The sequence below is a fragment of the Bacillus sp. FSL R5-0447 genome, from assembly GCF_038606125.1.
GTDB lineage: Bacteria > Bacillota > Bacilli > Bacillales > Bacillaceae > Bacillus > Bacillus velezensis.
On the sequence record NZ_CP152012.1, the window covers coordinates 4,145,072 to 4,171,394 of the forward strand.

Here is a 26,323-nt window from a genome sequence, read left to right on the forward strand (position 1 = left end):
CATGCCGAAACAAATAGATACCCTACTCACCAACATCGGCCAGCTGCTGACGATGGAATCCGGCGGCCCCCGATCAGGCGAAAGCATGCAGGATCTTCGTGTCACGGAAGATGCCGTCATCGGCATTTCCGACGGGCGCATTGTTTTTGCCGGACATCAAGGAGCGGAGGAAGGATACGAGGCAAGAGACATCATCGACTGCGGGGGACGGCTCGTCACCCCCGGCCTCGTCGATCCCCATACCCATCTTGTATTCGGAGGGTCCCGGGAAAAAGAACTGAATTTAAAAATTCAGGGCATGTCCTATTTGGATATTCTGGCGCAAGGCGGCGGTATTTTGTCAACGGTCAAAGACACGAAAGCCGCTTCCGAAGAAGAACTGATTAAAAAAGGGCTTTTTCACCTCGGACGCATGCTGTCATACGGCATCACGACGGCGGAAGTAAAAAGCGGGTACGGACTCGACAAAGACACGGAGCTGAAACAGCTGACCGCGGCCAAAAAACTGGGCGAACGCCAGCCGGTCGACCTTGTCACAACTTTTATGGGGGCACACGCCATTCCGCCTGAGTACCGGAACAGCCCTGACGAATTTCTGAATCGCATGCTGCAGCTTTTGCCTGAAATAAAAGAAAAAGGCCTCGCGCAATTTGCCGATATTTTCACAGAAACAGGCGTCTTTACCGTCAGCCAGTCACGGGACTACCTGAAAAAGGCGTCTGAAGCCGGTTTCGGCCTGAAAATCCATGCTGATGAGATTGACCCGCTCGGCGGCGCGGAATTGGCGGCAGAGCTGCATGCTGTTTCTGCCGATCATTTGGTGGGGGCGTCTGACGAAGGCATCGAAAGGCTAGCGGCCTCCGGAACGATCGCCGTCCTGCTGCCGGGCACGACTTTCTATCTCGGCAAACACACTTATGCGAGAGCCCGGGAGATGATTGATGCGGGCGTACGGGTCAGTTTGGCGACTGACTTCAACCCGGGCAGCTCACCGACGGAAAATCTCCAGCTCATTATGTCGATTGCCGCGCTTCATTTAAAAATGACCGCAGAAGAAATCTGGCACGCTGTCACCGTTAATGCCGCGTATGCGATCGGAAAAGGCGAAGAGGCCGGACAAATTAAAGCCGGACGGGCGGCTGACATTGTCATTTGGGAAGCGCCGAATTACATGTATATCCCGTATCATTACGGCGTCAATCATGTACACCGTGTCATCAAGAATGGAAAGACGGTTGTCTCAAGGGAGGGAGCCGCTCTTGGATAAGTATCCGTTTCTGCAAAAAGCCGGCTCCCTCTTCAACGACCGCCATGTGACAAGGATCGGCGATGTGACGGAAGCGTGGGCGGGACAACCGATCAAAGGGCCGGCTTTGATCGGCGTTCCGCTTTCTAAGTCGTCAATCAGCCATTCCGGCGCCTGCTTTGCACCCGGTGCGATCCGCCGGGCGCTCGGCGGGATTTCCGCTTATTCCGCGGAGCTGCGGGAGCATGTCATTGACCATCTTTACGATATCGGCGATATTCAGATTCACGTCACGGATGTCGTCACATCTCACGAACACATTTACCGGACCATTCATGACATTCTGACGGACCAGCCTGACTGGGTGCCCGTCATTCTCGGCGGCGACAACTCCATTAGTTATTCCACCATTAAAGCCATTGCGGAAACGAAAGGAACAACAGCCGTCTTTCAATTCGACGCCCACCACGACGTCCGCAACACAGAAGACGGAGGACCGACAAACGGCACGCCATTCCGCCGGCTGTTAGATGAAAATATCATAAGCGGACAAAACCTGATTCAGCTTGGAATCAGGGAGTTCAGCAACAGCTTGGCATACGAACAATATGTAAAAGAACGGCAGGCAGACGTGCATACAATGGAGATGATCCGGGAGAAAGGGCTCCTCCGAACGATACAAGAGGTCTTGCCAACCGTTCAAAAAAGAGCCGACGCCATTTTTATTTCGGTTGATATGGATGTGCTGGATCAAGCTCATGCGCCCGGCTGCCCCGCGATCGGCCCAGGAGGCCTGTATACCGAAGAACTGCTTCAGGCGGTCCGGTTTTTAGCCCAGGAGGCTGACATCTCGGGTATTGAGATCGTTGAGGTTGATCCGACACTTGATTTTCGCGATATGACAAGCCGGGCAGCCGCACACGTCATTTTACATGCATTAAAGGGATTTAAATTGTCACGTTAAAGTCAAATCCGGCACGCGTGCTCTCGGCTGCCGGAAGGTTCTCACGCCACGCAAAAAGGGGGAGATCACGATGGATGTTGATCAAGGCGGCAATCAATTAAAGCGCACGATGAAAAGCAGGCACTTATTTATGATTTCATTGGGAGGGGTCATCGGCACGGGGCTGTTTTTGAGCACAGGGTATACATTAAGCCAGGCCGGGCCGGGCGGGACGATCGCCGCTTACCTGATCGGCGGCTTGATGATGTATCTTGTCATGCAGTGTCTCGGAGAATTGTCAGTAGCCATGCCTGTGACCGGTTCATTTCAAACGTATGCGACAACGTTTATCGGGCCGTCCACGGGTTTTATGGTCGGTATCATGTATTGGGTGAATTGGGTGGTGACGGTAGGATCGGAGTTTACAGCTTCCGGTATCCTCATGCAGCGCTGGTTTCCCCACAGCAGCGTCTGGATGTGGAGCGCGATTTTCGCGGCTCTCCTTTTTGCCGCCAATGCATTCTCCGTTAAATTGTTTGCAGAAACAGAGTTTTGGTTTTCAAGCGTCAAAATCGTCACCATCCTTTTATTTATCATCTTAGGCGGCGCCGCGATGTTCGGTTTGATTTCATTGCACGGTTCGGGTGAAGCTCCGATGCTGTCGAATTTCACCTCACACGGCGGACTGTTTCCGAACGGCTTTCTTGCGGTTTTCATCGCAATGATTTCCGTAAGCTTCGCCTTTTCAGGAACGGAACTGATCGGCATTACGGCTGGCGAAACCGCCAATCCGGCAAAAGATATTCCGCGTTCGATCCGAAATGTCGCCTGGAGAACGGTCATCTTTTTTATCGGCGCCATTTTTGTGCTGTCCGGACTGATCTCCTGGAAGGAAGCCGGTGTGATTGAAAGTCCGTTTGTCGCGGTCTTTTCCCAAATCGGTATCCCATACGCCGCAGATATCATGAATTTCGTGATTTTAACGGCTTTGCTTTCGGTCGCCAACTCCGGACTGTATGCTTCCACCCGGATGCTGTGGTCTCTTGCGAATGAAAACATGATCAGCGCCCGGTTCAAAAAAGTCACGCCGAAAGGCATTCCGCTGAATGCTCTGCTCGCCAGCATGGCCGTTTCCTGCATATCCTTGATCTCAAGCATCGCCGCCCCGGGCACGGTCTACGTGGTGCTTGTCGCAATAGCCGGATTTGCCGGCGTCGTGGTGTGGATGAGCATCGCACTGTCTCAGCTGTTATTTCGAAAACATTATGTGAAAAACGGCGGATGCGTCTCGGATCTGACCTTCCGCACACCGTTATACCCTCTCGTTCCGATCGCCGCTGTGATCTTATGTTTCGCTTCATGCGTAGGCCTTGCATTTGATCCCAATCAAAGAATCGCCCTCTTCTGCGGAATTCCTTGTATGATCCTGTGCTATCTCATTCGTTTTTTGAGAAAGAAACAGCCGAAACAATCCGTCCGCGACATTCATTTGGATAAAACCATGCCATAAAAAAAGGCACATACTGATGAGGTATGTGCCTTTCTTCTCTTATTCCGTAATCAGCGTATGAATCAGTTTCGGCGCTTCCGCTTTTTCTGAGATGCGGATGTTGTCATAGACTTTGGCGGTCACGTCTTCAACGTTTTCGCGGTTGGCGTAAAGGGTGACGAGCGGCTCGCCTTTTTCGACGTTGTCACCGACTTTTTTGCGGAGCATAATGCCGACGGCAAGGTCGATTTCGTCCTCTTTTGTCGCACGTCCCGCGCCTAACAGCATCGCTGCGACGCCGATTTCGTCAGCGACGATTTCTGAAACGACACCCGCTTCTTTTGCCGGAACGTCAATTTTGTACGCCGCCTGCGGAAGTTTGGACGGTTCGTCAACAACGGAAGCGTCTCCTCCCTGATTGCTCAGGAACTCTTTGAACTTTTCAAGCGCTTTGCCGTTTTTCATGACTTCCTGCAGCTTCGTTCTCGCTTCTTCCAATGTCTCAGCTTTTTTCGCCAATACGACCATTTGGCTGCCGAGCGTGAGGACGAGTTCGTTTAAGTCTTCAGGCCCTTCCCCTCTTAATGTATCAATGGCTTCTTGTACTTCCAGGGCATTCCCGATCGCAAAACCGAGCGGCTGCGACATGTCAGAAATCACGGCCATCGTCTGGCGGCCGACGTTGTTTCCGATGCGGACCATTGCTTTGGCGAGGTTCACGGCGTCTTCATCCGTTTTCATAAACGCGCCGGCGCCCGTTTTGACGTCAAGCACGATGGCATCTGCTCCGGCGGCGATTTTTTTACTCATAATTGAGCTTGCGATCAGCGGGATGGAGTTCACTGTACCCGTTACATCACGCAGCGCATACAGCTTTTTATCGGCAGGCGTCAAGTTGCCGCTTTGTCCGATGACGGCTACCTTGTCGCGGTTCACAAGCTTGATGAATTCATCTTTTGACAATTCCACGTGGAAGCCTTCGATCGCTTCCAGCTTATCAATGGTTCCCCCCGTATGGCCGAGACCGCGGCCGGACATTTTAGCAACGGGAACGCCGAGCGCCGCGACGAGCGGTGCGAGTACGAGAGTTGTCGTGTCGCCGACCCCGCCCGTAGAGTGCTTGTCGACCTTAATGCCTTCAATGGCGGAGAGATCAATCGTTTCTCCTGAATTCACCATCGCCATTGTCAGATCGGCGCGCTCCTGATCCGTCATATCCTGAAAGTAAATCGCCATAGCCAGCGCGCTTGCCTGATAATCAGGGATGCTTCCGTCCGTGTATCCTTTTACGAAAAATTGAATTTCTTCTGTTGTCAGTTCTTTTCCATTTTGTTTTTTTACAATAAGATCTACCATTCTCATGATCTATCACCTGTCCTTCATTTATGTTCAGTGAATCAATCCGACGATCGCCGCTGTCAGGAAGCTGACGAGCGTTGCGCCGTACAGCAGCTTCAGCCCGAACCGCGCGACGACGTTTCCTTGTTTTTCATGCAGCCCTTTCACCGCACCGGTAATGATTCCGATAGAAGAGAAATTCGCGAATGAGACAAGGAATACAGATACCACTGCCTGTGTATGCGCACTGAAATGGAAATCGCCGGATGAGAGTGTCTGCATCGCCACAAATTCATTCGATACCATTTTCGTCGCCATAATGCTTCCAGCGCTCACCGCTTCATTCCACGGAATACCGGTTAAAAACGCAAACGGCGCGAAGACATATCCAAGCAGCGCCTGGAATGTAATGCCGAAGACCGCATTAAAAACGCCGTTGACCAGAGCAATGAGTGCGACAAATCCGATCAGCATCGCCGCTACAACGACGGCGACTCTGAATCCATCCATTATATACTCACCGAGCACTTCAAAAAAGGATTGCTTTTCTTCTTCAGGAACGACGATCAAATCCTCTTCTTTGCTGACGGTGTACGGGTTGATGATAGAAGCGATGATAAATCCGCCGAATAAGTTCAGCACAAGCGCCGTCACGACGTATTCGGGCTTCAGCATCATCATGTAAGAACCGACGATCGACATTGAGACCGTCGACATTGCGGATGCGCAAAGCGTATATAAGCGCTGTTCAGTAAGATAACCGAGCTGTTTTTTCAAACTGATAAAGACTTCTGATTGCCCTAAAATCGCGGATGCGACAGCGTTGTAAGATTCGATTTTCCCCATTCCGTTCACCTTGCTTAACGCAAGACCGATATACTTCGTGATGAAGGGGAGGACCTTCCAATGCTGCAGAATTCCGATTAAAGCGGATATAAAGACGATCGGCAGAAGCACGCTCATGAAGAACGTCGTCTGTTTCGCATTCACAAGCCCGCCGAATACAAAGTTAATCCCTTCTGATGCATATTCCAGCAAGTAGTTAAATCCTTTTGCAAAACCGCCGACAAGAAAATTCCCGATACCGGTGTTGAGGAGAATATAACCGAGAATCAGCTGCAGCACGAGCATGACGGCGATCGGCCGGATTCTGATTCTTTTTTTGCCGTTGCTGGCAAGCCAGGCAAGACCTAAAAACACAATGATTCCGATAATTCCGATGAGATACTTCATATGTGTTCTCCTTTTATTTGTATTCGCTTACAATTTTTTATGCATCAACAAAGAAAGAGGATGGCGGAAGCTTTCAGCTTCCGCACTGCTGATTAATAGTCGCTGCTGCCGCTGTCTCCGCCGCTCACGATAGAGACGCCCGCACTTGCGCCGATCCGGCTCGCGCCCGCAGCGATCATGCTGTCAACATCAGCTTTTGTTCTGATGCCGCCTGATGCTTTGACCCCGATGTCCGGTCCGACTGTTTTTCTCATGAGAGCGATATCTTCAGCCGTTGCCCCGCCTGTAGAAAAACCGGTAGACGTTTTGACGAAATTTGCGCCTGCGGATACCGCCAAGCGGCACGCGCGCTCTTTTTCTTCATCTGTCAAAAGGCATGTTTCGATGATCACTTTGATGAGTGCTTTTTTATCAGCTGCTTCAACTACCGCGCGGATATCAGCTTCAACCGCTTCATCATCGCCGTCTTTTAATGCGCCGATATTGATGACCATGTCAACCTCAGTGGCTCCTTTTGAGATGGCATCCTTCGTTTCAAATGCTTTTGTTTCCGATGTCGTTGCGCCGAGAGGAAATCCGATAACGGTGCAAACGTCAACTCCAGTGCCTTTCAGTTCCTCCGCTGCGAGTTTGACCCAAGTCGGGTTTACACAAACGGAAGCGAATTTATATTCTTTTGCTTCTTTTATCAGTTGTAAAATATCCGCTTTTTGTGTATGCGGTTTCAAAGCAGTATGGTCTATTTGACTTGCAATTGACATTGTATGCACTTCCTTTTTCCTAGGATACGTTTAGAATAACCGAATTTTGAACATATGTAAATTGGTAATTGAAATTATGTTCATGAATTGTCACAATTCTTGAATGAGTTTTTTGGCCGTATGCTGATCGGTAATCAAAACGTTGGCGTACTTTCCTTTCAGGGCACCGTGAATGGCCTTGCATTTTCTGCTGCCGCCCGCCACCAGAATCGAACGCTCTTTCATTTTCAAGTCGCTGAGCTCGACTCCGATCGTCCTGCCGTTAATGCTGCTGCTGCAAATCCTGCCTTCCTCGTCAAAAAAGCGCGAACAAATATCGCCGACTCCGCGTGCTTTCAGCAATTGTTTCTCTTCTTCCCGGAAATAGCCGAGTCTGAAAAGCAGCGCCTCATCCCGGACGGTTCCGACCGTAAACAGGGCGATATTGGCTTGTCTGCCCATTTCAATGATCCGCTTAATATGTCTGTCCCGTTCGACCATCTGTTTCACATCGGCGCTGTCAAATATAACCGGCAGCGGCAAATACCTCGGCATGGTCTGAAATGCTTCGGCGAACAGCTGAATCGTTTCTGACGAGTACGTATTGACATTGGAATGACTGATGCCGCCTTTCAGCTGCACGACTTCAACGCTCTTTACCTGCTTCGGCTCCATGCGGCTTGCGATCTGGTACATCGTCGTCCCCCAGCTTACGCCGAGTATATCGCCGTCCTTTACGGTTTTATGCATATAGTCTGCGCCATAGCGGCTTAAGTAATGTGTAATGGCCTGGTAATCGTCGCTTGGAGAAAAGACGACGTGCGCCTCAAGCAGCCCGTATTTTTCTTCCAGCTTCGCGCCGAGTTCGTCCAGATCCTCAAACGGGTCCATGACGCGAATTTGAACATACCCTTTTTCCTTTGCGTACTGCAGCAGCCTTGAAACGGTGGGGCGTGACAGATCAAGCCGTTCGGCGATCTGCTGCTGGCTGTAATCTGATTGATAATATAGTTTTGCCGCTTCTATGCTGAGCTGCTGTTTTTCACGATCCATGTCGCGCCTCCCCTCTCCGCTTATCATATCACCAAAACACGCGGTAAAAAAGCACCCTCTGATGGGGTGCCTATTTTTTCAGCACAAGCTCCTGAATCGCATGCGCCACGCCGTGTTCGTTATTTGATTTCGTTTCAAAATCAGCTATCTCCCTTACTTCCGGGATGGCATTGGCCATTGCCACACCGCAGCCGGCCCACTGAATCATGGACATGTCGTTGCCGTTATCGCCGATTGCCATGACGTCTTTCTGTTCAATGCCGAGTTTTTCGGCCAGCAGCTTGACTGCGTTTCCTTTACTGACTTTCGGGTGAAGAATCTCATGGAAGAATGGCGCGCTTTTGACCATTGTGTATGTTTCCTTGAATGATTCCGGAATGGAAGCGATCGCTTTCTCCAGCTTGTCCGGATCGTCAATGAACATGACTTTCGGAATCAGAATATCCTTCGGCACTTCATCGATCGTGCGGAAATGAAGCGGCACTTTCGTAATGTATGATTCGTATACCGTGTATTCACTGATATCCCGGTTCGGCGTGTACAGATTGGCTGTGTCAAAGTAATGCATCGGAGTATCCAGCTGTAAGCTCAGCTCGTAAAGCGACTTCAAATCCTCATAACCTAATGACTGCTCGGCCACGACACCGTTTGTATACGTATTTTGGACGAGTGCGCCGTTATAGGCAATCACAAAGTCGCCTTCTTCCTGTAAGTTCAGCTCTTCCAAATACCGACGCACGCCGCCGATCGGCCGGCCCGTGCACAGGACGATATTGACCCCTTCCGCTTTGGCGGCATCAAGCGCCCCGCGGACTTCAGCCGTCACTTCATGATGATCGTTTAGTAGTGTTCCGTCCATATCTATTGCGATTAACTTGTACATCCTGCATCTCCTTTGTATCCTTTTCTTCTTATGCTTTCATCATATCGTTTTTTCGTTTCAATGAAAAATCAAACGGACGAGTTTCTCCGCCTTCTCTTCGTATACCGGGCCTGCCTCCGGATGCGGGGCCGTCTTTTCCCCTTGTCAGCTTGTTCGCCGCCGTCATCTGTTTTCTGCTTCAAGAGCATCAGCCCCGCCGCAAAGAAAGGGACGGCCGCTATGTCCAGAAGGGCAAGCTTTATTCCCATCGCTGCGGGAAAGTATGCCCATAATGAACGGCTGTTCCGCCTGATCATGATATAAGAAACGATTTCCAGCAGGATAAACAGAGCGTTCACCCACAAGTAAATGAGCAGCGCCGCAAACAGAAACAGCAGGAGCGTATTCCGCAGCGTGCCGGAAAACAGAAGAGCGCGCATCATATCAAAGAATGAAAAAGACTGCATGCTTCCGTTGACGACATTGGGATTGTAAATGGTAAAACGCCCGAACTGATCAAAAAGCATAAAAAATAACCATAACAGTGAAAACCATTGAATGATATGTACGATGACACCCGTCAAAACGAGTCTGTCGGCAGCCTTATTTCTCATGTGCATCCTCCCCGCCGGTTTTTATTCTTGTCATTGTTTTTGTTTCTCCGTATATCTTCCAAATGAGCGTACCGTTTTTTCCTCTTTTCAACGTGCTTTTGACGGGGTGCGGATGGCCGAGGTATTCAATCTCGATCGTCCCGTCCGTGTTTTGTGAGATCACCTTGTACACATCTGAGGGCATGGCAACCTCGCCGCGGCCTTGAATGACCTGCTTTGTCAGCACGCTGTCTTTCGTAAACGTGACGGTTTCAGATCTGACCCCGTCCATCGGGCCCGGCTTCAGCCCCGCATCCCATGTCCCGTAATAAAAAGGGGTATCGTCTGCTTTCTTTTGCGAGCAGCCTGTTATCATGACGCATCCGAAAACAAGAACCGTCATGATGAAAATCCGTATGTTCCGCAACATGATCACCTTCCTTTGAAGCTTTTTTACGCCTGTAACTTAGGCGGATGCCGTGGCACTGTGCAATTGACTACATAGTGTATAAAGACTTCACTAGATAAGGAGAATGATGAATGAACCCATATCAGTACTACACCCCGCCTGCCTATTTCCCTCAGCAGCAGGAATACGAAGTGAACCGCGTTGAGTATGAGCCGTATCAGCAGCAGGAAAGCTATTATTATGCGCCCCCTCAGTCCGAAGAACGGCAGCCGACAGGTTTAGAACGGAGAGTTGCCCAGCTTGAAAGACAAAACGCCGAGCAAACGAGAGAGCTCACCCGCCTCTCACAAGAAGACCAGCGCCAAAACCGGGAAATCACGCGTATGAATGAGCAGATCAGACGGCTGAGCCAGTCCATTGAAATCCATACCCGCCGCTTAAACCGTTTGAATCAGCGCCTGCGCGCAGTCGAAAACAGACTCAATATTCCTTTTCACGCTACAGAAGGCGGCTTCTGAGAAAAAGGGCCGGAATACAAAGCTCGACAGGCCATCCCGAGCCTTGTATTCCGCTCTGTACATAACAGGTAAATATTTGAATCCTTTTCTTGCATGAATGCCTCTCCTATTCTTTCACATGATAAATGTGTAAAATCAATCACTCCAGGAGGTCTTCATGATGTATCAAAACCAATACAGCGGAAATCAGCTGCAGCAATGCCGCCAAACAGCACAGCAGCTTATTCAGCAGACACAGCAAAGCAGTCAGCAGTACAAGCAAATGCTCCAGCAGGAACAGCAAAACATTCAAATGCTTCAGCAGATGCTTAACCATGAACAGCATGCCGTTCATACCATTCAGCAAGCGCTGCAGGGGCATGAAGCGGCCATTCAAAAATGCCAGCAAATCGTGAATGTGTGCAATCAGCTTCAGCAGGAAGTAAGCGGACACATGCCTGCACCGATGGCAAACGCTAATGTTTCTTCATTCCCGCAAACACAGCATCACACACCGTTTCAGCAGCATTCATACCAGCAATAGGCCGGTCATGCAAATGACAAAGCGCGAGATACCGGCTTTGTCATTTGTTTTTATCTCTGTTTTGTCAGATCAATGCGATGAGCGGGTTTTCCGCCGAATTTTGCTTCAGCCTCATGCCTTACCGCTTCAAACGCTCTTGCTTCGACGTTTTGTTTAAACACATCAAGCTGTATCAAATAAGCCGCCCGCACTTTCAGCCCGTGGATGATGGAGATGACCCATAAAGGCAGCACGATATACACGCCCGGCGTGCTCGGCAGCACAAAAGCAATTGCTAAAATAATAAAATAGATAAGTCCGTATTTCAGCCATTTTTTGTTCTTGGCCCGGTAGCCGATATAGAAAAATGCCAAGAAAGCGGTCAGCGCAAACGGCGCAAAAGTCAGCAGCAGCCACCAGCTGTGCAGCACTTCCCACCAAGTCCCTCTTTTCGTAATCAACATTCATTCCTCCTCCTTTACTACTATAACATGGATAATCAAGGAAGGTTTTCTATAAAAAACATAGACGGAATGACGTCTTCCTGCTATATTAATAATGATAATCATTATCACTGAAATAGGGGGATCATTATGAAGAAGCAATCATGGCTGATCGGCCTGGCACTTCTGCTTGTTTTCGCATTAAGCGCTTGCAGCGGCGCGAAGGAAAACAACGGATCGGCATCAGGCAAAGGAAAGACAGACATGCGTACATATGAATCAACAAAAGGGAATATTGACATACCCGCACATCCGAAGCGGATCGTCACTGACTTTTATGCAGGTGAGCTGCTGTCCGTTGACGCAAATGTCGTGGGGGCGGGCTCATGGACTTTCAAAAATCCGTTTATCAAAAAACAGCTGAAAAACATTACTGACATCGGCAATCCCGTCAATGTGGAGAAAGTGATGCAGCTGAAGCCTGATTTAATCGTGCTGATGAAGGAAGACCAATACGAGAAACTATCGAAAATCGCACCGACGATTGTCATTCCTTTTAACACCGCAAAGAATACGAAAGATACGGTCAGCCTATTCGGCGACATTGCCGGGGCGAAGGATAAAGCCAAAAGCTTTATGGCAGACTTCAACAAAAAAGCCGAAGCGAATCAAAAGCGCCTCAAAAACGTGATCGGCAAAGACGAGACAGTCGGCCTTTATGAAACGACGGATAAAGGCGAAATCTGGATTTTCAATGACAATTCCGGCCGCGGCGGCCAAGCCGTTTATAACGCGCTCGGATTGAAAGCGCCGGCCAAAATTGAAAAAGACATCATGAAAACGGGCGCCATGAAACAGGTTTCCCAAGAGGTCATCCCTCAATATGCGGCTGATTATATGTTCATTACCGATTACAATCCGAATGGAGAAAGCAAAACATTTGAGCGTCTGAAAGATTCATCCGTTTGGAAAAATCTCGATGCCGTAAAACACAATCGTGTCTTTATCAACGATTTCAACACCTTCTATCCGTATGACCCGATTGCCGTCAGCAAACAGATGGATATCATCACCGACATGCTGATCAAACGGGCTGAAGAAAATAAAAAATAAAAAAAGCGGCACAGTCATGACACTGTGCCGTTTTCCCTGTTCACTTTAATTTTGACTGTACGGAGCCCGGCATATCTTCAAATCTGATTTCTTCCCAGGTCTCGACATATTTTCCTTTCGCCTTCACTTTCAAATACGCGTTCTTCCGAAGATCTTTCCCGGCGAAAAAGGTCACTTCTTCTTTTTTCCCGGATGCGTTATATCCGTCTAATGTATACTCAGTACCGCCCGGGCTAAGATGTTTGCCATCTCGATCAATCTGTACATAAACATCTTGCTGGTGAATAAACGGATTAAATCTGTCTGTAACATCATTATGAAAAAAGAGAATTCCGTATATGACGGCAGCGGCCGCCAAGACGGCCAGGATTGCCAATGCTTTTTTCATCTGTGCACTCCCCTTACTTGTTCATTTTTTTCAAATAGCTTGACCGCACTGTGAGGAAGAACAGAAGCTGAAAGATGAAAAACCCTCCGATGGTCAGACTGAGCGGCCCCGCTACATCGGAATAGCCTTCCACGGCCAATGTTCTCAAGGCAAACAGCGTATGCATGACGGCAATGACGAAAGGAAAGAAAAAGAGAATCGCCAATTGTATCGTCACGCTTTGTGCCATTTCACGCTCACTCAGGCCGATTTTAGCCAGTGAACGATAGCGCTCCCGGTCCTCATCTAAATCAGTGAACAGCCTGAAATATAAGAAACTTGCTGCCGCGACAAAGAATACAATTGCGATAAACAGGCCGATAAATAAACTCAGGCTCGGCAGCTGCACCGTATCATAGTACGTCCCGGCTTTTGCCATAAAATCAGAATGCACGTCGATATAGTTGCCGTAAATCTCATTTTTCAAGGATTGGCTGATCCCAAGACTGTCTTTCCAATGATCATAGCTGTAGCCGTATAATGACGCTTTTTCACCGAGTGATTTAAGCTGATCAAAGGTTTGATCGTTCACCGCGATGATGGCATTTAATGAAATCAGCGGTTTTTCGACTTCTTTTACCGTCAGTTTTTGGTCAGACGGCTTGCCTTTTTGGTTCAGCAGCTTCAGCTGATCCGGTGCTTTGTTTTTGAAATTCCGGTCATACGTACTCGGAAAATAGACAGCCTCATCATGTTTCAGGCCGTTCAGCTTGACATGGAAGTATGTTGACACATCCGATTCGCTGATCATGTAAACAGGGGGAACAGTATCTCCTTCCTGATAGCGGACATAGGAAACATTTATTTTGTCTTTCTTATACGTAAAGCCGTGTGTTTTCAGTTCATGGTCAATTTTTTTCAAATGAGTCTGTTCTTTTGGATTATTGCTGTAAGATAAATACTCCATCTCATAAGCGGACTCTTCCGCCCCGACGGTCGATTTGTACATCGCGAGCACGCCCGTCGCCGTAAACGCTACCGCGGAAATAATGCTGACGATAAAGAACAGGCGGGCATTGTCTTTTAAACGATAAACAAGATCAGAAACCCAAATGACATTTTTCCCGCGCAGATAAAAGGTTTTCCACTTCTTCAGCGCGCGCAGAATCCAGATGCTGCTTTGGCTGAAAAAGAAATACGTGCCGATGACGGTAAGCAGCAAAATGATAAACGGTTGAGTCCCGTGGACATTGCCTTTAAGGACCATGCCGTACCCGCCGCACAGGCAGGCGATGCCGAATATAGACAGAAGCACGGACGGCTTCGGCTCCGGCTTGATCTTGTCAGTGCCCTTTATTAATTTGATCACCGTATTTGATCTGACAAAAAGGATCGTGAACTGCGATAAAAGGAAAAATAAGAGCAGGAATCCGCCGGCCGTAATGCCGAGCGCTTTCCAAGGCATGTACAGAGGCAGCGCCTCCATTTCTAAAATATAAGCGCCGACCGTAAAGAACGTTTTCGAAAAAATGAAGCCTCCGATAATCCCGGCTGCGATCGACATGACGCCGATGATCATGTTTTCCGCCGTAATGAGCTTTCTCAGCTGCACCGGCGTAATGCCCTGCATCAGCAGGATGCCGAATTCTTTATTTCTCGATTTCAAAAATGCGTTAACCGAATACAGAACAAATAAGAAAGAAAAAACAAAGATCATCCATTCCGCGGCGGTTAAGCCTTTTCTGGCGATGTTATTCAGGTAGCCTTCCTTTAGTGCCGGATGAAACAGGAACATCGCAAAGGTAAAGAAAATCAAAACGGAAAAAGCGCTGCTTAAAAAGAAAGCAAGATAGGCCCTTTTGTTTCTCGTGACGTTTTTATAAGCGAACTGAAGAAAGGTCATTTGCGTTTCCCCCCAGCATAGACAGCACATCAAGAATCTGCTCATAAAAGACTTGGCGGTTTTCCCCGCGGTAAATCTCATTAAACAGTTCGCCGTCTTTTATAAAGATGACGCGGCGGCAGTAGCTTGCCGCAACCGGATCGTGGGTCACCATCAAAGCCGTGATATGATCATCCTGATTCAGGCTCTGCATCGTTTCCATGACGTCTTTTGACGCTTTGGAATCAAGGTTTCCCGTCGGTTCATCGGCCAGAATGAGTGACGGCTTATGAATGACCGCTCTTGCGATGGCGGCCCGCTGGCGCTGTCCGCCGGATACTTCAAACGTCCGTTTGTTGAGCAGGTCTTCAATTCCGAGCTTTGCCGCGATGCCGTGCAGTTTTTCTTCCATGACAGACGGCGCCTCTTTTTCAAGCGTTAACGGCAGCATGATATTTTCACCGATCGTCAGTGTGTCCAGAAGGTTGAAATCCTGAAACACAAATCCGAGCTGCTTGCGGCGGAAATGAGCGAGCTTTGTCCGCTTCAGCCGGTGCGGGTTTTCTCCGTGAATCAGGATATCGCCTGAATCCGGCCGGTCGATCGTTGAAATGATATTCAAAAGCGTTGTTTTTCCGGAGCCGGACGGTCCCATCACCGCCGTGAACCCGCCTTCTTCTATTGAAAACGAAATTTGTTTTAAAGCTTGATAGGACACTTGTCCTTTATAGGTTTTATTTATATGTTTGACTTCAAGCATATTCGCCATGAAAATCCTCCTTATGGTTTTATTCTTGTTGGTCTGGGCTGCTTTCATGTAGTGCCGGGGCATTTAACATAAAAATCCCCTTGACATAAATCCATGTTATCAAGGGGAAACAGAACGAGCTATGTTGTTTTCTTAACGCAGCCTTACATTTTTGTAAGAAATGAAAATCGGACCGATGTCCCTTCACCGGGGGACGAGCTGATGTCCACCGTATGATTGAGCTTGCCCGTAATTTCTTTGACGAGATGAAGGCCGATTCCCGTAGATTCTTGGAAACGCCGTCCGTTTTCGCCGGTGTAATAAGGGTCAAACACCCGCTTGATATCTTGCGAGGGAATGCCGACACCGTAATCTTTGACTTCAAGCACCGTCCTGTCTTCATCGCGGAAGACATTCAGCTCAAGTCTGTCACTCTTGCCTGCCGAATACTTGACCGCGTTTGTGACCACTTGGCCGATCGCAAATTTGAGCCATTTCGCATCGGTGTAAATCTGATGATCATCGCGAATATCCATTTTCGGATAGACGCGGTATTGAATAAAAAATCGTTTATAGCTTTGAATGACCGATTGGAGAAGCTCTGATAAGGAAACCGCTTCAACTTTAAAATCCCGCTCAAACAGGTCAAGCCTTGAAGAATAAAGAAGCGTCTCCAGCCCGAATTCAATCTGCCGGACCTCTTTTTTGATTTGTTCAAAGACGGGCTCATCCTCTTCCTGAATGATTAAATTAATGACCGACAGCGGCGTTTTTACTTGGTGCACCCATTGGTTCATATACGTCACCCGCGCGTCCAGCTTGGCTTCGGTCTCATGGAGCTTCTGGTGCTGCATCCGGGTCAGCTCCATCTGCTTTTCATACAGCTCTGAACAAAACACTGAAGAACCGAGATACGGGATGTCCGTCCCTTCCTGCTCCGAGCTGAGCCAATGATACACACCCCGGTCTTTGTACCAGCGATAGGCAAGATATCCCGCCAAAATAAGAAGCTGCACGCCCAATATGTAAAACAGGTGGGAAAAAGAATGAAGACCCGCAAACCAGTAATAAAAGAAGACAAACAGCCCTTGAAGGAGAAAAAGCAGAATCAGCACGGCATGAGACCGGAGAAACAGCTTCATGACAGCGCCCTCAGCTGGTAGCCTTCGCCCCGCACCGATTCAATGGAAACAGGCGCATTCAGCTCCCGCAGTTTTTTTCTGAGCCGCGTGATATACACGTTAAGCGTATTATCATCGACGAAAATGTCGGTGTCCCACGTTTTTTCCATGAGCCGGTCTCTTCCCGTCACCTTTTCTCCCCGCTCCAGCAGCACTTCCAAAAGCTTGCTTTCTTTTTTAGAAAGCTCGCTTTTTTCGTCCTGAAAGCGCAGTTCAAACCGTTCCACAAAGAGCTGCACACCGGCATATTCAACCACTTTCTCTCCCTGCTTGGCGGCGTACGCTCCGTATGCCCTGCGGATCTGGCTTTTGATTTTCGCCAGCACAATATCGTAGGAAAACGGTTTTTCGATATAATCATCTCCGCCGTTTTCAATCGCCATCACTTGATCCATTTCCCCGCTTCTGGCAGAGATAAAAATGATCGGGCTTGTGGAGTGCTGGCGGATCTGGCGGCACCAATAATAGCCGTCATAAGACGGCAGATTGATATCAAGCAGCACAACATCAGGCTTTTCCCGCAAAAAAACATCAAGAACAGCCGTGAAATCATCGGCGGCCACGGTTTGATATCCGTATTTTTCAAGGTAATTCTGCAATAGTCCGCGAATGTCTTCACTGTCTTCCACAATCATGATTTTATTCAAACTGAACCACTCCCGTTTCTTACACTGCTGCCATCATCATAATCGTTTCGGGCGTACGGGCGCAACACCGCACAAAAAAACCGCCATCTTGGCGGTTTCCGTTCTCATCAGCCGACCTGCTGTTTTACGGCTTTACCGGCTGATCCGAACTCTCTCATTTTGCTTCGCACTGTCTCTTCCACGGCCTCAATGCCGGGTGTCATGTAGCCGCGCGGTTCGTACAGATCACCGTTTTTCTGAAACATGCGGCGTGTTTCGTCTGTCCAGGCGACCATACATTCCGTGTTGATATTGATTTTCGCGTGGCCGAGCGTGATGGCTTTTTTGATCTGATCCTGCGGAATCCCGGATGCTCCGTGGAGAACGAGGGGAATATCAGTCATGCGGGAGATAGCCTCCATTTCTTTAAATCCGAGATTCGGTTCACCTTGATATTTGCCGTGGACGGAGCCGAGGGCGGCGGCCAGCGCGTCAATATTGGTTTCTTTGACGATCCGCTCACATTCGGCGACATCGGCATAGCGGACCCCGCCGACCAGCCCGTCTTCCATGCCGCCGACCGTGCCGACTTCTGCTTCTACTGAGACGGCGTGCTTAGCGGCATAATCGGCGACTTCTTTTGTCATCGCGATGTTCTCATCAATCGGATGATGGGAGCCGTCAATCATCACTGAGCTGAAGCCGGCGTCAATGGCCTGTCTGCAGCGTTCCGCACTGCTTCCGTGATCAAGATGGAGCACGACGGGAACGGTAATCGCCATTTCTTCCATTAACGCGCCGACCATGGCGGAAATCGTTTTAAATCCGCCTAAATAGTCGACCAGACGATCGGAAGCCGCGGCGATGACCGGCGATTGCTCCTTTTGTGCCGCTTGCAGAATCGCCTTTGTCCATTGGAGGCCGTTGATATTAAATTGGCCGACTGCATAATGCTCCCGTTTCGCTTCTGCAAGAAGATGTTTCATGGTGACAAAAGCCATGTTCACGCCTCCTTCATGAAGTATTTTGATACGACGGCTTCCGTTGTTTCCTTTGCCGTTTTGATCGTTTCCTCCGCAGTCAGCTTATAATATTCAGGTCTGAACAGCTCTACGGAGACAACATCATTGAATCCGATTTCTTTTAACGCTGACAGATGGGCGTCTAAGTCAATCGCACCCTGTCCAGGCCAGACGCGGTCTTCATCCGTTAAAAAGCCGATCGGAAAGTCTTCTGTATCGTCGATATGATAGATGAAAATTTTCTTTCCGTCCGCCTGCTTCAAACTCTCAATATTGGAGCCCATCGCGTGGAAATGGAAGCTGTCAAACACCAGTCCGACATTATCGCGGCCGACAGCGTTCACGATGTCATACGCCTGTTCAAATGTATTGACCGTACATTGCGGGTGGCCGACAAATTCAAGGGCAATGTTTACGCCGTACGGCTCCGCGATGTCCGAAAGCTCAGTCAGCACCTCTATGCTGCTCTTTTTGATCTCCTCTTTCAAGATTTTCCGCTCTGTCACAAGCGGCACCGCCACCACATATTTCACGCCGAGCGTCCTGCAGGTTTCCATCATGCTTTTGAATTCTGAAATGATCTCCCTATAGCCCTTCTCATCACGGTTGTTGAAGAAAACCAGTGCGTTCAGGGCAAGCGGTTTAATGTGATGGGTTCGAAAATATTCCGCCAGATCGGCCAGTGAATGGTCTTTTAAGTATTCCGGCAGCTTATCCATTGTGCGGATTTCAATATAATCATAGCCGTGCTTTTCGCATAGTTCTAAATCCTGTTTCAGGTTTGAATTCTCCAGCGTAGTCGCTTCATTAAAGCAAAGTTTCATGTCAGCCTCTCCCATCCAACGTTTTCGATATGAAGGGAGTCCGGCAGGAGGGCTTGTTTGCCCCGCTCCGCCGAACTCCGTACTCAGCTTATGCCATGCCTAATTCTTCCTTTAATTTCTTAAGCGTGGTCCGGCTTGATTCATCCGCTCTTTCGCCGACCCAAGCAAAAACGGCGTTCGTCGCAATTCCATCGAATTTCATCTCTCTCATCTTTCTGAAAATCGTCTCAAAATCAACCTCGCCTTGCCCGATGTCCAAATGCTGGTGAACCGTTACTTTCGCGTCAGGCGGGTTGACGATATAGCGAAGGCCATGCGCCGCTTTATGATTAAAAGTATCTGCAAATAAGACATGTGTGAGGCGGTCGCCGGCTTCATCAAACATAGTCGCAATATCGCCTTTGCCGTCATCATAGAAGAACGTATGCGCAGTCGAGTAGACAAGATTGATCCAATCCTTGTCAAGCGCGCGGATCATATCCATCGCCCCTTTGTGCGTTTCGATAAAATCGTATGGATGAGCCTGCAGATTGAGTTTAACGCCTTCTTTTTCAAAGACGGGCAGCAGTTCATCCATGGATTTGATGAATTTTTCTTCACTTGTCAAAGGATCATATTTTGAACCGCTGAATTCACTGTTCATCAAATCCACTTCAAGTTCAACCGCAATTTCGATCGCCCGTTTCCAGTTGCGCACGGCGGCCTGACGACGGTCTTCATCAGGACCCGCCCAGTGGTAAAGCGGAAGAAGAGAAGACAGCTTCACACCTGTATCTTTTAAAAGGCGCTTCAATTGTTTGATTTTTGCTGAATCGACTTTCGGATATTTATAGAAAGGACAAAAATCCTCGCGCGGGGACAATTCGATATATTCGTATCCGAGCTCCGCCGTTTTATAGACCATTTCTTCTAACGTTAAATCATCGCGGTACATGGATGGATCTAAGGCCAGTTTCATTTCTTTCACTCCCGATCTATTATTTGTTCACAGTCGTAAATGATTGGTAGAATGCCGGTTTCTCTTGCAGCGCCACAGGCTCTTTCTGTCCGGATTCCTGAGCTTTTACGCACGCGTCAGTTGTCACCGCGGCAATATAACCGTCCCATGCCGTCGGACCGCTGACTTCGCCTTTATTCCGGATCGAATCAATGAAGTCTTGAATTTCCACATCATACGCAGCCACAAATCGGCGCTGCCAGTCCATCAGGATATCGGTGCTGAATTTCCCTTCTTTTCTCAAGCTGATGCTTGATGGTTCCGGAAGCTTGATAATGCCGTCTTCCCCGACGATCTCACATTGAATGTCATAGCCGTATTTACAGTTCACGTAGATTTCGGCATTGATGACGATGCCGCCTTTTGTTTCAATGATGACCATCTGCGGATCTTTCAGATGCGGCAGCGCATTTTTTGATTTCTTCGGATAGATGACCTGTACGGATTCATAGTCGTCATTGACGAGCCAGTGGAGGACATCAATTTCATGAACGAGCGTATCGACGACGGCCATGTCCGTTGAATAATTCGATGCGACTGTCGGGTTGCGGTGCGCACAGTGAATCATCAGCGGCTCGCCGACCACGCGGTTGTCGATCGCTTCTTTCAGCTGAACGTAACCGCTGTCATATCTGCGCATAAAACCTACCTGCACCAATCGTTTTCCCGTCTTCATTTCTTCCTCGACAATGCGCATACAGCCTTCTGCCGTTGTCGCAAGCGGCTTTTCACAAAACACGTGCTTGCCGTGCTGAATCGCTTTCAAAACGCTGGACTCGTGAGCCGGGCCCCAGCTTGTCACTAAGACGGCATCCACATTTTCAGCAGCGAGGAGGCTGTCGTCATCAGGATAAACGGAGGCGTTCAAATTGAAATCCTGAACGGTCTGCTGCGCGGCCTCCTGATTCACATCTGTGACAGCGGTAATTTCCGCACCCGACAGCTTATTTGTGATGCGGTTGATGTGCTCTTTTCCGATAGCACCGGTTCCGATAACACCTATACGTAAATTCATTGATCGCCACTCCTTCTGATAATCAAATAATGGTTCTCGTCTTTCTTTTCTCACTGCCGTCCTGAGGAGCGCCGTAAAGTTCCTCCTGTATCTGTTCAAGCGACTTGCCGGACGTATTCGGCGCGAAGACAAGCCCGATGATCATACTGGCCGTCACACATATGAGCAGAATACCGGCCATAAAACCGATGCCGAATTGTGACATGATGACCGGCACAAATAAACTCCAAATGCCGATTGAAATACGGACGAGAAAGAACATGAACCCTTGTGCTGACGCTCTGTATTCTGTCGGGAACAGCTCGCTTGCCCACAGCTGGTAGTTCGCCTGCTGGCCGGCTCCGTTATTGATGCCGATCGCTAAAACAAACAAAAGCAGCATCGGGAGCCCCTGAAACGGCAGTAAAAACAGCGACCAGCCGACAACGGCCATAAATGCGCAAATTCCGAACACCGTTTTCCGATATTTATCTGCAAAAGGCATGAAGATACAGGCGACGCCGAGCCCGGTGAAGATAAACAGGGCCATCTGCAGAATGTTGGCCGTATTTGCGGATACGCCGCCGACCTGCTGGTAGATGTACGGCATGAAGAACCCCATGACGCCCGCTGCGAGATTCCATACGAGAAACACACCCATTAAAAACAAAATGTTCTTGAAAAATTTCGGCTGAAGCAGGTCAAAATAAGATGTTTTTTTCACGGCGGCAGGCCGCTCTTCACTGTTTTTCCAGGCATCCGACTCAGGTAAACGCTTTCTTATCACATATGTGATCAGGGCGATCACCAATAGATGCGCAAAGACAATTTTATTTCCTAAAAGCCCGAGGTCACCGACCAAAACGGATAACAGCAGAACCACAACGGCTCCTGCGGCCCACGCCACCTGCGCCACTCCGCAATGCCTCGCCCGGTTTTTCTCGGGGGCGTTTTCCGCGATAATGGTCCATGAAGCCGTAATATCCGCGCCTACAGAAATCCCGATAATCATGTATCCGCATAACAGCATGGGAAAGTTGAATCCAAACAAAACCAAACAAATTCCTAAGGCGTAGACGAGCATACTGTTTGTGTATACAGCTTTTCGGCCGACCTTATCAGCCAAATACCCGCCGAGCAGCGCTCCGATGGCCGCTGATATCGCGTTTGCGCTGAAGGCGCCGAGCAATCCGATCTGGCTGTCGGACAGCTTTAAATAGCTGACCCACATAGATAAACCCGCTGATCCTGCCACAATGGAACCTGCATCAATGTAATTGGCTAATGCTGCGGCGATGGTCCTTTTGCTGAAAGCTGATTCCGCCTTGGCATTATTCATATAAGTCCCCCTCTAATTTGCAGGATCAAGCAGCTCACTGTCGATGTACTTTCTCGCAATCAGCGCGTACTCAAGCGGATTGGCGACTGCCGGGTCTTGTTCGGCTTCGATGACGATCCAGCCTGAATAATCATGACGGACGAGCGATCGGTACACTTCGGTAAAATCGATGCATCCGTCTCCGGGAACCGTAAAAATGCCCTGTAAAAACGACTGCCTGAATGACTTGCCTTCCTGTCTGCACCGCTCCATAATGTCAAACCGCGCGTCCTTGAAATGAACGTGTCTGATCCGATCCATATGCTTGTTGAGAATTGTCATATAGTCTCCGTCCGAGATATAGGCATGCCCGGTATCATAAAGTAAATGGACATACCGCGGGTCCGTTCCATCCATCAGCCGGTCAACTTCTTCCGCCGTCTGGACGCCTGTGCCGAGATGATGATGAAAAACCATGTCCAGCCCGTATTCGTCAGCGATTTTCCCGAGACGGTTCAAGCCTTGGCACAGCATATCCCATTCTTCATCTGTGAAGTGCGGTTTTTTCTTAAATACATCAATGTCCAAGCCTTGAACACTGTACGTCTGTTCAGAAACGGTGGCGACATCCGCTCCGACTTTCTGCAAATAATCACAGTGTTCTGTAAATTGTTCAGCCGTTTTTTCAATACCGTCTTGAATGATAAAGCTGCTGAACCATTTCCCCGCAATCCGTAAGTTCCGGAGAGCCAGCTCCTTATTCAGGACGGAGGGTTCAGGGAAAAACCCTCCCACTTCCGTACCTTGAAAGCCGGCGACAACAATATCGCTTAACAAATGCTGCAGCGTATTCCCGGCTCCGATTTCCGGCATATCGTCATTGCGCCACCCAATGGGAGCGATGCCCCACAGAATATCTTGTTTGCCCATCGTGATGCCTCCCCTCTAGTACTGCTTCGCAGACTTCAGCTTCATCTCTTTCGCTTCGTATGCCCGCTGAACGCTTTCCTGCTCCGACACTTCCGCCACGCCGACATGCCACCAGCTGTCATAGCCGTCCGTCATCGTTTTCGGCAGAACCTTCATTTCAATTAAAGTGGATACGTCTTGCGTTTTCGCATCTTCAAGCGCCGCTTTCAGTTCTTCAACCGTATTGGCTCTGTATGTTTTAGCGCCGTAGCCCTCTGCCACCTTCGCGTAATCAACGTTTAAAATCTGATTGTCCTCTGTGCGGAACTCGCAGAAATAACTGCCGCTCCCGTGATCCATCTGCAGGTTGTTGATACAGCCGAATCCCGAGTTGTCAAAGAGCAGGACATTGATTTTTTTGTTATATTGAAGCGCGGTAATCAGCTCTGAGTGCAGCATCAGAAAGCTTCCGTCGCCGACGAGTGAATAGACTTCTTTGTCGGGATGGGCCAGCTTGAGGCCGAGCGTGCCCGATACCTCATACCCCATGCAGGAATAGCCGTACTCGAGGTGGTACGTATTCGGGACGTTGGAATGCCACAGCCGCTGCAAATCTCCCGGAAGAGATCCCGCCGAACTGATGACGACGCTGTCTTCAGGAATCGTGTCATTGATGGTCAACAGCGCCGTTGTTTGCGGCAGCTCAGTCTCGAGCGCGTCGGCATACTCGTTTAACACATCCTGTGAGAAATGGTTCTTAATTTCCGGTTCGAACGCGTCACGTGTAAAAGTGACCTTGCCGAGCCGGTCCCGTTCAGCCAGCCATTCATCTTTCCAATCTTTAATCGCCGTGCCGAATGCACTTTTATATCCGTCTAATAAGCCGTGCAGCCTGCCGAGCGTCACTTTCGCATCGGCTACGACCTGAAACGCGTCAAGCTTGTAAGCCTGCATGCGGCTGACATTGATATTCAAAAATTTTGCTTTGTCAAAATCAAACGCTGTTTTCGAGGATGTCGCAAAGTCCGTGTACCGTGTGCCGACACCGATGATCAGATCAGCCTGGCGGGCGGCTTTGTTTGCGGCGAGTGTGCCCGTGATGCCCATGCCGCCCAGATTGTTGGCGAAATCGGCTTCAACCGTTGACTTGCCGGCCTGCGTTTCGACAAGCGGAATGCCGTATGTTTCAGAAAGCGCGATTAATTCCTCACGCGCGCCGGAGTACTTCGCGCCTCCGCCCACTAAAATGACGGGACGGCTGCTCTCCTTAATTTTTTCCGCGGCGCCTTTCAGTTCACGCTCGCTCGGCTGCATCCGGTCAATGTAATGAACGCGTTTTTCAAAGAAGCTTTCATCAAAATCAAATGCTTCTCCCTCTACATCCTGAGAAATGCAGATTGTCGCCGGGCCCGCTTTTGCCGGATCTGTCATCACTTCAAATGCCCGGATTAAGCTGCTCATCAGCTGCTCGGGGCGGGTGATGCGGTCCCAATAGCGGGACACGGGCTTTAACGCATCGTTTGTCGTGACGGCGGCACTGTATTCCTGCTCCACCTGCTGAAGCACCGGGTCAGGCTGCCTCGTCGCAAAGGTATCGGCCGGAAGCAGCAGCACCGGGATATTATTGGCCAGCGCCGTACCCGCGGCAGCCGTCAAGTTAGCGGCACCCGGACCGACTGATGTCGATACCGCGTAAATTTTTCTTCTCAGCATCTGCTTGCTGTATGCCATCGCGGCATGCGCCATGCCTTGTTCGTTTTTGCCTTGATAGACTTTCAGGTGCCCGGCGTCCTGCTCAAGCGCCTGCCCGATCCCCAACACATTTCCGTGGCCGAAAATCGTGAAGATGCCCTCAACGAACGGCTCTTCTTTTCCGTCAACATGAATGTACTGCCGGTTCAAGAATTTAATCAGCGCTTGTGCTGTCGTTAAGCGAATTGTCTTACCCACAAACGATCCCACCTTTTATACGTTCTATTTACCGTTAAGACTGTGCTGCGCTTCAATCAGTTCGATAATTTCACCGGCAGCCGGCATTGCCTCTGAGGAGCTGTGTTTGCTGACGACGATGGAAGCGGAAGCGCTCCCGTATTTTAAAGCCGTTTCAATATCCCGGCCGCTGACAAGTCCGTAGATGAAGGCTGACGCATAGGAATCACCCGCACCGAAGGTCTTCAGCACCTTTGTTTTATAGGCGTGCGCCCGGAAAACTTCTCCCGATCTGCTGTATGCGTATGATCCGTCAACGCCGTGCTTAATGACGACAAGGTCAGCAGAGTGCGCAAACAAATGGCGGACGGTTTCATCGTTATCTCCGCCGCTGCGGTTTTCCATTACGTCAAATTCATCACGCGTACCGATGACGATATCGGATTGTTCCGCCACCAGCGTGTAGTACACGGCTGTTTCTTCTGCCGATTGCCATGTATACGGACGGTAGTCGAGCTCAAACACGACTTTTACGTCATGTTTTTTTGCGATATGCACCGCTTTTAAGACGGCTTCGCGCGACGGGCTTTTTGCAAGCGCCGTGCCTGACACCAGCAGCATTTTCGCGTTTGCGATGTAGCCTTCATTGACTTCGGACGGCTCAAGATACAAATCCGCCACGTCATCCCGGTACATCAGAATGCTGCACTCTTCGGGACTGAGAATTTCCGTAAAAGCGATCCCGGCTTTGCGCCCTTCTCTGTCAACGGTCATTTGTGACGTATCAACGCCCTTTCCCTGCATATAAGAAACGATGAATCTGCCGTGCTGATCATCCGGGATTTTGCCGATAAAACCGGCTTTTAATCCGAGCTTGGCGCTGCCGATCGCAATATTTGCCGGGGAGCCGCCGACATATTTAGAAAACGTCATCGTTTCTTCCATCGGCCGGTTGTATTCCGCAGCGTTCAAATCAATACACGCGCGCCCGATCGCGACAATATCAAACTCTTTTTCTTCATTAAATGTATATTTCATCGTTAT

At 49.4% G+C, this 26,323-nt stretch carries 27 protein-coding genes; 6 read left to right on the forward strand and 21 right to left on the reverse strand.

Going from position 1 to position 26,323, the window contains the following annotated elements; translation table 11 throughout:
• Position 1 precedes the first annotated feature (1 nt).
• The 3 genes from hutI to NYE68_RS20855 all read left to right on the forward strand — a co-directional run bounded on the left by hutI (position 2) and on the right by NYE68_RS20855 (position 3,699).
• A complete protein-coding gene (gene hutI, locus NYE68_RS20845) occupies positions 2–1,267 on the forward strand; it encodes an imidazolonepropionase (protein WP_254003480.1) in 1,266 nt (421 codons plus the stop codon).
• Positions 1,260–2,210, forward strand: a complete 951-nt coding sequence (gene hutG, locus NYE68_RS20850) for a formimidoylglutamase (RefSeq protein ID WP_033574318.1) — start codon at positions 1,260–1,262, stop codon at positions 2,208–2,210. The genes hutI and hutG overlap by 8 nt, the downstream gene beginning before the upstream one ends.
• A 70-nt stretch (positions 2,211–2,280) precedes the next feature.
• Positions 2,281–3,699, forward strand: a complete 1,419-nt coding sequence (locus tag NYE68_RS20855; RefSeq protein ID WP_033574317.1) for an amino acid permease — start codon at positions 2,281–2,283, stop codon at positions 3,697–3,699.
• Between the two features lie 39 nt (positions 3,700–3,738).
• On the opposite strand, the gene NYE68_RS20860 is transcribed toward NYE68_RS20855, so the two are convergent.
• The 7 genes from NYE68_RS20860 to NYE68_RS20890 all read right to left on the reverse strand — a co-directional run bounded on the left by NYE68_RS20860 (position 3,739) and on the right by NYE68_RS20890 (position 9,927).
• Positions 3,739–5,040 carry a pyrimidine-nucleoside phosphorylase gene (locus NYE68_RS20860; protein ID WP_015418556.1) on the reverse strand — a complete coding sequence of 434 codons (1,302 nt, stop codon included), beginning with the start codon at positions 5,038–5,040 and terminating at the stop codon, positions 3,739–3,741.
• A gap of 27 nt (positions 5,041–5,067) precedes the next feature.
• The gene (locus tag NYE68_RS20865; RefSeq protein WP_004393280.1) at positions 5,068–6,249 is read right to left on the reverse strand and encodes a NupC/NupG family nucleoside CNT transporter; all 1,182 of its coding nucleotides are present in this window, start codon (positions 6,247–6,249) and stop codon (positions 5,068–5,070) included.
• A gap of 92 nt (positions 6,250–6,341) precedes the next feature.
• Entirely contained in the window at positions 6,342–7,010 is a 669-nt protein-coding gene (gene deoC, locus NYE68_RS20870; protein ID WP_324636210.1) for a deoxyribose-phosphate aldolase, read from the reverse strand.
• 90 nt (positions 7,011–7,100) lie between these two features.
• Positions 7,101–8,042, reverse strand: coding sequence for a sugar-binding transcriptional regulator (locus NYE68_RS20875; protein WP_007407818.1), 942 nt, complete (start codon positions 8,040–8,042; stop codon positions 7,101–7,103).
• Between the two features lie 70 nt (positions 8,043–8,112).
• Entirely contained in the window at positions 8,113–8,925 is an 813-nt protein-coding gene (yidA, locus tag NYE68_RS20880; protein ID WP_015240895.1) for a sugar-phosphatase, read from the reverse strand.
• A 68-nt stretch (positions 8,926–8,993) separates the two neighbouring features.
• Positions 8,994–9,518 (reverse strand): hypothetical protein, encoded by a 525-nt coding sequence (locus tag NYE68_RS20885; protein WP_061046544.1) that lies wholly within the window; start codon positions 9,516–9,518, stop codon positions 8,994–8,996.
• Positions 9,508–9,927 carry a DUF3255 family protein gene (locus NYE68_RS20890; protein WP_007407821.1) on the reverse strand — a complete coding sequence of 140 codons (420 nt, stop codon included), beginning with the start codon at positions 9,925–9,927 and terminating at the stop codon, positions 9,508–9,510. Before NYE68_RS20890 ends, NYE68_RS20885 begins: the two co-directional genes overlap by 11 nt.
• 110 nt (positions 9,928–10,037) lie before the next feature.
• Here NYE68_RS20890 and NYE68_RS20895 point away from each other — a divergent pair, with 110 nt between their 5' ends.
• Together NYE68_RS20895 and NYE68_RS20900 are read left to right on the forward strand one after the other, a co-directional pair.
• A complete protein-coding gene (locus NYE68_RS20895) occupies positions 10,038–10,424 on the forward strand; it encodes a hypothetical protein (RefSeq protein ID WP_007407822.1) in 387 nt (128 codons plus the stop codon).
• A 160-nt stretch (positions 10,425–10,584) separates the two neighbouring features.
• Positions 10,585–10,947, forward strand: a complete 363-nt coding sequence (locus tag NYE68_RS20900; protein WP_007407823.1) for a hypothetical protein — start codon at positions 10,585–10,587, stop codon at positions 10,945–10,947.
• 50 nt (positions 10,948–10,997) lie between these two features.
• Here NYE68_RS20900 and NYE68_RS20905 read toward each other — a convergent pair whose 3' ends face one another.
• Positions 10,998–11,390, reverse strand: coding sequence for a hypothetical protein (locus NYE68_RS20905; protein WP_007407824.1), 393 nt, complete (start codon positions 11,388–11,390; stop codon positions 10,998–11,000).
• 129 nt (positions 11,391–11,519) lie between these two features.
• Here NYE68_RS20905 and NYE68_RS20910 point away from each other — a divergent pair, with 129 nt between their 5' ends.
• A complete protein-coding gene (locus tag NYE68_RS20910; RefSeq protein WP_053573897.1) occupies positions 11,520–12,482 on the forward strand; it encodes an iron-hydroxamate ABC transporter substrate-binding protein in 963 nt (320 codons plus the stop codon).
• A 40-nt stretch (positions 12,483–12,522) separates the two neighbouring features.
• Here the strand turns inward: NYE68_RS20910 and NYE68_RS20915 are convergent, their stop codons facing one another.
• From NYE68_RS20915 to iolC, 13 genes are all read right to left on the reverse strand, one after another.
• Positions 12,523–12,870 (reverse strand): YxeA family protein, encoded by a 348-nt coding sequence (locus tag NYE68_RS20915; protein ID WP_053573896.1) that lies wholly within the window; start codon positions 12,868–12,870, stop codon positions 12,523–12,525.
• Positions 12,871–12,883: 13 nt separating this feature from the next.
• Positions 12,884–14,752 carry an ABC transporter permease YxdM gene (gene yxdM, locus NYE68_RS20920; RefSeq protein WP_053573895.1) on the reverse strand — a complete coding sequence of 623 codons (1,869 nt, stop codon included), beginning with the start codon at positions 14,750–14,752 and terminating at the stop codon, positions 12,884–12,886.
• Positions 14,727–15,500, reverse strand: a complete 774-nt coding sequence (gene yxdL / locus NYE68_RS20925) for an ABC transporter ATP-binding protein YxdL (protein ID WP_007614823.1) — start codon at positions 15,498–15,500, stop codon at positions 14,727–14,729. Before yxdL ends, yxdM begins: the two co-directional genes overlap by 26 nt.
• Before the next feature lie 143 nt (positions 15,501–15,643).
• Positions 15,644–16,621, reverse strand: coding sequence for a two-component system sensor histidine kinase YxdK (gene yxdK, locus NYE68_RS20930; protein ID WP_015418563.1), 978 nt, complete (start codon positions 16,619–16,621; stop codon positions 15,644–15,646).
• Positions 16,618–17,307: a two-component system response regulator YxdJ gene (yxdJ, locus tag NYE68_RS20935; protein ID WP_015418564.1), complete on the reverse strand. Its 690-nt coding sequence runs from the start codon at positions 17,305–17,307 to the stop codon at positions 16,618–16,620. Before yxdJ ends, yxdK begins: the two co-directional genes overlap by 4 nt.
• Before the next feature lie 107 nt (positions 17,308–17,414).
• Complete coding sequence (fba, locus tag NYE68_RS20940; RefSeq protein WP_254003490.1) at positions 17,415–18,287, reverse strand: class II fructose-1,6-bisphosphate aldolase; 873 nt, start codon at positions 18,285–18,287, stop codon at positions 17,415–17,417.
• 2 nt (positions 18,288–18,289) lie between these two features.
• Positions 18,290–19,132, reverse strand: a complete 843-nt coding sequence (gene iolI / locus NYE68_RS20945) for a 2-keto-myo-inositol isomerase (protein ID WP_007407832.1) — start codon at positions 19,130–19,132, stop codon at positions 18,290–18,292.
• An 88-nt stretch (positions 19,133–19,220) separates the two neighbouring features.
• Complete coding sequence (locus NYE68_RS20950) at positions 19,221–20,090, reverse strand: sugar phosphate isomerase/epimerase (RefSeq protein ID WP_007407833.1); 870 nt, start codon at positions 20,088–20,090, stop codon at positions 19,221–19,223.
• 19 nt (positions 20,091–20,109) lie between these two features.
• Positions 20,110–21,144, reverse strand: a complete 1,035-nt coding sequence (locus NYE68_RS20955; RefSeq protein ID WP_015418570.1) for a Gfo/Idh/MocA family oxidoreductase — start codon at positions 21,142–21,144, stop codon at positions 20,110–20,112.
• Positions 21,145–21,166: 22 nt separating this feature from the next.
• Positions 21,167–22,462, reverse strand: coding sequence for an MFS transporter (locus tag NYE68_RS20960; RefSeq protein WP_163094125.1), 1,296 nt, complete (start codon positions 22,460–22,462; stop codon positions 21,167–21,169).
• 12 nt (positions 22,463–22,474) lie between these two features.
• Positions 22,475–23,371 carry a myo-inosose-2 dehydratase gene (gene iolE, locus NYE68_RS20965; RefSeq protein ID WP_163094128.1) on the reverse strand — a complete coding sequence of 299 codons (897 nt, stop codon included), beginning with the start codon at positions 23,369–23,371 and terminating at the stop codon, positions 22,475–22,477.
• A gap of 15 nt (positions 23,372–23,386) precedes the next feature.
• Entirely contained in the window at positions 23,387–25,300 is a 1,914-nt protein-coding gene (iolD, locus tag NYE68_RS20970) for a 3D-(3,5/4)-trihydroxycyclohexane-1,2-dione acylhydrolase (decyclizing) (RefSeq protein WP_022554007.1), read from the reverse strand.
• 24 nt (positions 25,301–25,324) lie between these two features.
• Positions 25,325–26,317 carry a 5-dehydro-2-deoxygluconokinase gene (iolC, locus tag NYE68_RS20975; protein WP_324636209.1) on the reverse strand — a complete coding sequence of 331 codons (993 nt, stop codon included), beginning with the start codon at positions 26,315–26,317 and terminating at the stop codon, positions 25,325–25,327.
• Positions 26,318–26,323 lie beyond the last annotated feature (6 nt).

Excerpts from the sequence above, each read along its gene's own strand:
- hutI (WP_254003480.1), top strand. The coding sequence starts at position 2 with ATGCCGAAACAAATAGATACCCTACTCACCAACATCGGCCAGCTGCTG.
- NYE68_RS20855 (WP_033574317.1), top strand. The coding sequence starts at position 2,281 with ATGGATGTTGATCAAGGCGGCAATCAATTAAAGCGCACGATGAAAAGC.
- NYE68_RS20860 (WP_015418556.1), bottom strand. The coding sequence starts at position 5,040 with ATGAGAATGGTAGATCTTATTGTAAAAAAACAAAATGGAAAAGAACTG.
- NYE68_RS20865 (WP_004393280.1), bottom strand. The coding sequence starts at position 6,249 with ATGAAGTATCTCATCGGAATTATCGGAATCATTGTGTTTTTAGGTCTT.
- deoC (WP_324636210.1), bottom strand. The coding sequence starts at position 7,010 with ATGTCAATTGCAAGTCAAATAGACCATACTGCTTTGAAACCGCATACA.
- NYE68_RS20875 (WP_007407818.1), bottom strand. The coding sequence starts at position 8,042 with ATGGATCGTGAAAAACAGCAGCTCAGCATAGAAGCGGCAAAACTATAT.
- yidA (WP_015240895.1), bottom strand. The coding sequence starts at position 8,925 with ATGTACAAGTTAATCGCAATAGATATGGACGGAACACTACTAAACGAT.
- NYE68_RS20885 (WP_061046544.1), bottom strand. The coding sequence starts at position 9,518 with ATGAGAAATAAGGCTGCCGACAGACTCGTTTTGACGGGTGTCATCGTA.
- NYE68_RS20890 (WP_007407821.1), bottom strand. The coding sequence starts at position 9,927 with ATGTTGCGGAACATACGGATTTTCATCATGACGGTTCTTGTTTTCGGA.
- NYE68_RS20895 (WP_007407822.1), top strand. The coding sequence starts at position 10,038 with ATGAACCCATATCAGTACTACACCCCGCCTGCCTATTTCCCTCAGCAG.
- NYE68_RS20900 (WP_007407823.1), top strand. The coding sequence starts at position 10,585 with ATGTATCAAAACCAATACAGCGGAAATCAGCTGCAGCAATGCCGCCAA.
- NYE68_RS20905 (WP_007407824.1), bottom strand. The coding sequence starts at position 11,390 with ATGTTGATTACGAAAAGAGGGACTTGGTGGGAAGTGCTGCACAGCTGG.
- NYE68_RS20910 (WP_053573897.1), top strand. The coding sequence starts at position 11,520 with ATGAAGAAGCAATCATGGCTGATCGGCCTGGCACTTCTGCTTGTTTTC.
- NYE68_RS20915 (WP_053573896.1), bottom strand. The coding sequence starts at position 12,870 with ATGAAAAAAGCATTGGCAATCCTGGCCGTCTTGGCGGCCGCTGCCGTC.
- yxdM (WP_053573895.1), bottom strand. The coding sequence starts at position 14,752 with ATGACCTTTCTTCAGTTCGCTTATAAAAACGTCACGAGAAACAAAAGG.
- yxdL (WP_007614823.1), bottom strand. The coding sequence starts at position 15,500 with ATGGCGAATATGCTTGAAGTCAAACATATAAATAAAACCTATAAAGGA.
- yxdK (WP_015418563.1), bottom strand. The coding sequence starts at position 16,621 with ATGAAGCTGTTTCTCCGGTCTCATGCCGTGCTGATTCTGCTTTTTCTC.
- fba (WP_254003490.1), bottom strand. The coding sequence starts at position 18,287 with ATGGCTTTTGTCACCATGAAACATCTTCTTGCAGAAGCGAAACGGGAG.
- iolI (WP_007407832.1), bottom strand. The coding sequence starts at position 19,132 with ATGAAACTTTGCTTTAATGAAGCGACTACGCTGGAGAATTCAAACCTG.
- NYE68_RS20950 (WP_007407833.1), bottom strand. The coding sequence starts at position 20,090 with ATGAAACTGGCCTTAGATCCATCCATGTACCGCGATGATTTAACGTTA.
- NYE68_RS20955 (WP_015418570.1), bottom strand. The coding sequence starts at position 21,144 with ATGAATTTACGTATAGGTGTTATCGGAACCGGTGCTATCGGAAAAGAG.
- NYE68_RS20960 (WP_163094125.1), bottom strand. The coding sequence starts at position 22,462 with ATGAATAATGCCAAGGCGGAATCAGCTTTCAGCAAAAGGACCATCGCC.
- iolE (WP_163094128.1), bottom strand. The coding sequence starts at position 23,371 with ATGGGCAAACAAGATATTCTGTGGGGCATCGCTCCCATTGGGTGGCGC.
- iolC (WP_324636209.1), bottom strand. The coding sequence starts at position 26,317 with ATGAAATATACATTTAATGAAGAAAAAGAGTTTGATATTGTCGCGATC.